Genomic DNA, 6,017 nt, shown 5'->3' on the forward strand with positions numbered 1-6,017 from the left:
CACTTCGCCTTCAACATGCTCCGCCGCGTCCACGACAAGCGATCCATCAAGCTGCGCAGAAAACGGGCTGCACGCAACAACCAGTACCTTCAGCAGATACTCCAACCCTCAGCCCGTTAACCCGGATTCAGAGCCTTGATACTCACCCACACCGATCATCAGCACGAGCTGTTCAGCCTGTCCCAGGCGCTCCTCGCGCGCCAGTGTTCGGCCCCAGGCGCCGGCCTGGCGGATTGCTTCGACACCAGGACGCCGGACCAGGCCAGACCGTGCAGGGCGCGCTGTTCGGTGTATGCAAGCGCGCTGTTCAGCCGGCCGTCGCGAACCACGCGGGAGGCGACGGTTTGTCGGAACATATCGAGATAGGCGTCAAGAGCAGGCAGCAGCGACTCCAGCAGCCCGATCGTATCGTCGGCATCAGCCATACTCAGGTCCTGCCGCGGAAGTCGGGCTTGCGCTTTTCCTTGTGACTTGCGCTTTTCCTTGTGAGATGCCAGTCCTTCACGTATCTCCGGTCCACCCACGCCCAGGAATTCGAGCGCAAGTGAGGCCTCGAAGATCGGGGCGCTCTGCTTGAACCAGAGGTTCAGCGACAGCTTGGTCAGCGCGATGGCCTCGGAGGCACCGGCGTTGAGCTTGCCTGCCACCTCGCGGGCAGTCTCCAGCAAGCGATCCTCGTCCACAGCCATCGAGACAAGGCCTATGCGCTCGGCCTCCTCGCCCGAGATCTTCTCGCAGGTCAGCAGCAGATACTTAGCCTTGGCCATGCCGCACAGCACTGGCCAGACCGCGGCCGCATGGTCGCCCGCAGCGATACCGAGACGGGTGTGGCCGTCGACGATCTTAGCGGTTCTTGCGGCGATCGAGATGTCGGCCATCAGCGCCACCACCAGGCCCGCGCCCACGGCAGGCCCGTGGATCGCAGAGACGATCGGCTTCGAGCAGTCGATCATGTTGTAATAGAGATCACGGCTTTCGCGCATGACCTTTGTTAGGATGCGGTAGTCGGCCATCTGGCTCTCGATCAACTCGAAGCTGCCGCCGGCCGAGAACGCCCTGCCCGCGCCCCGAACGATCACCACCCGCACGTCCGGATCCTGGTCGATCTGGTTCCAGACGTAGGGTAAGTGTTCGTGGACGCGCTCGTCCACGGCGTTCAGATTGGGACCGTCGAAGACGAGTTCCAGAACGCCGGGTTCGTGCATCTCGGAGCGGAAAGGAAGGTGGCTGTATCGATCGAGTATGGACATGTCGGGTCCTTTGCGGTCTTTAAGTTATGCGTTCGAACAGCGCAGCCAGGCCCTGCCCGCCGCCGATGCACATGGTTTCAAGTCCCCAGCGCGCCCCGCGCCGGTCAAGTTCGCGCAGGAGGGTCGCGAGGATCCGCACCCCGGTCGCGCCGACCGGATGCCCCAGTGAGATGCCTGAGCCGTTGACATTCAGCCGGTCGAAGTCCGCTGGCGCGAATCCCCAGATCCGAGTGCAGGCCAGAACCTGCGCGGCAAAGGTCTCGTTCAGCTCGATCAGGTCCATATCCGCAAGAGTGAGTCCCGCTCGCGCCAGCGCCTTCTCGGTGGCCGGAACCGGGCCGATCCCCATTCGTGCGGGGTGCACTCCCACCACGGCCCAGCTGACCAGACGGCCAAGGGTGCGCAGGCCCAGGGCTTCGGCCTTTGCACGCGTCGTCACGATGCAGGCGGCGGCGGCATCGTTTTGACCGCTGGCATTGCCCGCGGTAACGGTGGCATCCGGGTCGGATTTCGCAAGGATCGGACGAAGCGCGGCAAGCGACTCGAGGGTGGCATCCGCACGCGGGTGCTCGTCTTGTGAGAAAAGTATCTCGCCCCTGCGCGTCTTAACACGGACCGGAACGATCTCGGCGTCGAACAGTCCCGCGGCCTGCGCCCGCACCGCCTTGAGGTGCGAACTCAAGGCCAATTCGTCCTGCTCGGCGCGCGAAATGCCGTATTCACGGCGCAGGTTTTCGGCGGTCTCAAGCATTCCACCTGGAACGGGATAGTACCGACCGCCAGACGTCACGCGTCCCCTGCCGATGCGGCACATCAGCCCGGTGTCGGCACCCTTCAAGCCCCAGCGCACGCCCAGCGAATAGTACTCGGCCTGGCTCATTGATTCCACGCCGCCGGCGATGATCAGGTCCCCCGCGCCGGTGGCTACGCACATCGTGGCGTTGATTACTGCCTGCAGGCCGGAACCACATCGCCGGTCGATCTGAGTGCCGGGCACGGCGATGTCCAGACCCGCGTCCAGCGCCGCGATGCGACCGATCGCAGGGGCCTCGCTATTGGGATAGACCTGCCCGAAGATCACGTCGTCGATGTCAGAGCTGGTGATCCCGGTGCGGCGCACAAGGTCCTTCACGACGGTCGCCGCCAGCTCCGCGGCGGTCACGTCCTTGAGCGTACCGCCGTAGCCCCCGACGGGGGTGCGGATCGGTTCGCAGATAACCGCGTCTCGCATAAGGGTTCCTTTCCGTCGACCATCAGTAGGACTTGGGCAGCCCGAGCACCTTGTCGGCGATGAAGTTGCAGACCATCTGCTGGCTGATCGGTGCGATCTTGAGGTGCCGCGCCTCCATCCAGAAGCGTGACACATGGTATTCGGTGGCCATGCTGTAGCCGCCGTGGAACTGCATGGCTGCGTCCGCGGCGATGAACGCAGCATCGGTCGCCAGATACTTTGCGGTGTTGGCCTCGGGACCGCAGGGCTTGCCCTCGTCGAACAGGCGTGCGGCCTTCTGCGTCACTAGGTCTGCGGCCTCGAGCCGCATCCAGGCGTCGGCCAGGGGGTGCGCCACCGCTTGGTTCTTGCCGATCGGGCGATCGAATACGATGCGATCTTTGGCGTACTGGACTGTCAGCTCCAGCGCTCCTCGACCCAGCCCAACGGCAGTCTGCGCCACCGCGATACGTTCGGGGTTCAGCCCGTCGATGAGACAGCGGAAGCCCTGTCCCTCTTGCCCGACGATCTCGTCCTCGTAGACCTCGAAATCCTCAAACACGATCTCATTCGAGTCGACCGCATTCCGCATGATCTTGTCGATGCGGTTGATAACGACGCCCGGCTTGCCCTTCAGCTTCGTGAGGAACAGTGTCATCCCGTCGTAGGGCCGCGCAGGATCGCGCGGAGCCGTTCGAGTCAGGAGCAGAATCCGGTCGGCGTTCTTGGCATTCGAAATCCAGACCTTGCGACCGCTGACCAAATAACGCCCGCCGTCCCGGCGAGCGAAGGTCTTGAGACGTGAGGTATCTACGCCGTTGTCGGGTTCGCTGACGCCGAAGCACATCATCTCTTGTCCGCTGGCGAGCCGCGGCAGGAACTCGCGCTTCATTGCCTCGGAGCCGTGATGGATGACTGGGCCCGGCGGAAAGACATAATACTGGAAGACCGAGTTGGCGTTGAAACCGCACTTCCGGCCCAACTCGTCCAGCACCACCCCCACCTCGGTGAGGCCAAGCCCCATGCCCCCGTACTGTTCGGGCATCATCATTCCCAGCCAGCCGCCGGCCGCCAAGGCATCCTTGAAATCCCAGGGATAGTCCTTCTCCACGTCCTTCTGGCGCCAGTATTCCAGGTCGAACTGCTCGGCGATCTTGCTGATGGAGGCGCGGATCAGGTCGAGTTCAGATTGGTCGAGCGACATCGCTGGGCTCCTTGGTCCGGTCAGCTGCGTACTGGGATGAGGTCGAGCGAGCTCGCCGAATCGAGGGCCGACAGATCGCCGGCCGGTTCGCCCAGATACCGCGCGCGGATGGCCCGGCGCATGATCTTGCCGTTCTTGGTCTTTGGCAGTCCAGCGACGGGAATGATCTCGGATGGCACCATTGCCTTACCCACGGCGCGGTCAACCGCAAGCCCGAGGGCGCGCGGGTCGAACGCCGATACGCCGGGCTTAAGCGTGACGAAAGCGACGATGCGCGATCCGCGGTCGGCGTCCGGTACGCCGATCACGGCTGCCTCGGCAAGCCGGGGATCGGAGACGAGGGCGGACTCGATCTCGGCCGGGCCGATGCGTCGGCCGGCTACCTTGATCGTATCGTCCGAGCGCCCATGGATGTACCAGTAGCCGTTTGCGTCGATGCTGGCGAGGTCTCCATGTACCCAAGTCCGGGGCCAGCGGTCCCAATAGGTACGCAGATAGCGGTCTGGGTCGCGCCAGAAGGCATGCGTCATGCCGGGCCAGATGTTGCGCACCACCAGTTCGCCGACGCCGTCAGTCGGATTGCCGTCGGAATCGAGGACGTCCACATCCTGCCCCAAGAGCGGCCCAGCGAAGCTGCCGGGCGAGATCGGCGCCATCGTATAGTTCGATAGGATCCCGCCGCCCGTCTCGGTGCCGCCAGTGTAGTTGAGGATCGGCAGCCGCCCGCCTCCGATCTTCTCAAACAGCCAATGCCAGGAGGGATGGTCCCAAGCCTCTCCGGTCGAGGTGAAGGCGCGCAACGACGAAAGGTCTTGTTCCTGCGCCGATCCGCCCATGGCCGCACGCAGGTTGCGAGCGGCGGTCGGTGCCATGCCGAGTACGGTGACGCGATTGCCCTCGACGATGCGCCAGAGGCGCGTTTCGTCGGGATAGTTGGGTAGACCCTCGATGAAGACGACGGTGGCTCCGAACTGGAGGGCACCGACGATCATCAGCGGCCCAAGCATCCAGCCCATGTCGGCGATCCAGCCTAGCCGATCGTCGGACTGGATGTCGAAGGCATAGCCGAAGTCGAGCCCCGACTTGACTAGGTACCCCGCGTGGCTGTGCACGATACCCTTGGGCGTTCCAGTGGTGCCGGATGTGTAGATAATCAGGAAGGGGTCGTTCGGGTCGCACTGGAGTGTGGGGACGGGCGCTCGACCGATTCCCAGGCTTTCCCAGGCCAGGTCGCATGGTTGCGCCGAGATCGGCCCGCGATCATTGCTGACGACGATTAGGTGTCGCACGTCAGGGGCCAGCGCCACCGCCGCGTCCGCGACGTCCTTCATCGCCACCCGCTGGCCCCTGCGGGTCGTGCCGTCAACGGTCACCAGGACCGCGGCCTCGGCCGAGCGTAGCCGCGCCGCCAGCGGTTCCGGTCCGAAGCCCGAAAAGGCAGGCACCGCCACCGCCCCAATTTTCGCGCAGGCCAGTAGAGCGACCGCGGCCTCGGGGATGACCGGCAGGAACAAGCCCACGCGGTCGCCCTTGCCGATCCCCAGCGCGACAAGACCTGTCGCCACGCGTTCGACCTCTGCCCCAAGCGTCGCAAAGCTCATCTCGCGTCGCGTACCGTTGTCGCATTCGGTGATCACTGCTGGGCGCACAGACGCGGCCGGGTCGGCGGCGTGGCGCTCGACACAGTTGAACGCGACATTCAGGCGACCGCCGGTAAACCAGCGCGGGAACTCATAGCCGTGGGACGTGTCGACCAACCGTTCCCAAGGGGTAGAAAAGGCGACGCCCAGATCGTCTAGCGCCGCCCGCCAGAACGCCTCGGGCTGATCCACGGAATACCGGTGCAACTCGGCGAGGCTGTCGAAACCACAGATCCGCATCGCCCGCGCAAGGCGGCTCCGCGCAAGATCGCGAGCCGACGGCCGCCAGGTCGCCGCCGCTGCCGATCCGAAGGCCGCTCGTCCCTTCACGACATCGCTCCCCTTGCGCGAAGGGTCTCGTGCATGGCGATTACTTCCTTTGCGGTCTTCACATGCGCCAAGTCGATATGTATCTCCTCGTAGGCTACGGCGGCCAAGCCGCGCTCTAACCCGGCCTCGAAGGCGTCGATCATGCCCTGGTAGAAGGCAACCTCCTGCGCGGTCGGCGTAAACACCTCATTGGCGATGGGGACGTGGTTGGGATGGATGGCCACCATGCCGCGGAACCCCAGCCGCTTGTTGTCTCGGGCGAATTTCCAGGCACCGTCGATGTCCTTAAGAGCGTGTTTGAGAAGGGGGATTCCCAGGGCGACTCCTGTATGATTCATGGGGTGTCGGCTTTTCCGAACCGAGGTCGACACCGATGCGGCGCC

General features: G+C 64.4%; 4 protein-coding genes and 1 pseudogene. All 5 read right to left on the reverse strand.

Annotated elements, in window-relative coordinates; translation table 11 throughout:
• Positions 1–158 precede the first annotated feature (158 nt).
• Positions 159–1,250 (reverse strand): enoyl-CoA hydratase/isomerase family protein, encoded by a 1,092-nt coding sequence (locus EDC22_RS17745; protein WP_132808092.1) that lies wholly within the window; start codon positions 1,248–1,250, stop codon positions 159–161.
• Positions 1,251–1,269: 19 nt separating this feature from the next.
• Positions 1,270–2,481, reverse strand: a complete 1,212-nt coding sequence (locus EDC22_RS17750; RefSeq protein WP_132808094.1) for an acetyl-CoA C-acetyltransferase — start codon at positions 2,479–2,481, stop codon at positions 1,270–1,272.
• A gap of 22 nt (positions 2,482–2,503) precedes the next feature.
• Positions 2,504–3,664 (reverse strand): acyl-CoA dehydrogenase family protein, encoded by a 1,161-nt coding sequence (locus EDC22_RS17755; protein WP_132808096.1) that lies wholly within the window; start codon positions 3,662–3,664, stop codon positions 2,504–2,506.
• Positions 3,665–3,684: 20 nt separating this feature from the next.
• Entirely contained in the window at positions 3,685–5,544 is a 1,860-nt protein-coding gene (locus tag EDC22_RS17760; RefSeq protein WP_132808098.1) for an AMP-binding protein, read from the reverse strand.
• A gap of 86 nt (positions 5,545–5,630) precedes the next feature.
• Positions 5,631–6,017 (reverse strand): annotated as a pseudogene (locus tag EDC22_RS17765) (hypothetical protein); the annotation flags it as partial.

Origin of the sequence: Tepidamorphus gemmatus, from assembly GCF_004346195.1 — a bacterium.
Taxonomy (GTDB): domain Bacteria; phylum Pseudomonadota; class Alphaproteobacteria; order Rhizobiales; family Tepidamorphaceae; genus Tepidamorphus; species Tepidamorphus gemmatus.

What these genes read in the sequence shown, in the direction of transcription:
- EDC22_RS17745 (WP_132808092.1), bottom strand. Translation starts at nt 1,250, where the DNA reads ATGTCCATACTCGATCGATACAGCCACCTTCCTTTCCGCTCCGAGATG.
- EDC22_RS17750 (WP_132808094.1), bottom strand. Translation starts at nt 2,481, where the DNA reads ATGCGAGACGCGGTTATCTGCGAACCGATCCGCACCCCCGTCGGGGGC.
- EDC22_RS17755 (WP_132808096.1), bottom strand. Translation starts at nt 3,664, where the DNA reads ATGTCGCTCGACCAATCTGAACTCGACCTGATCCGCGCCTCCATCAGC.
- EDC22_RS17760 (WP_132808098.1), bottom strand. Translation starts at nt 5,544, where the DNA reads ATGCGGATCTGTGGTTTCGACAGCCTCGCCGAGTTGCACCGGTATTCC.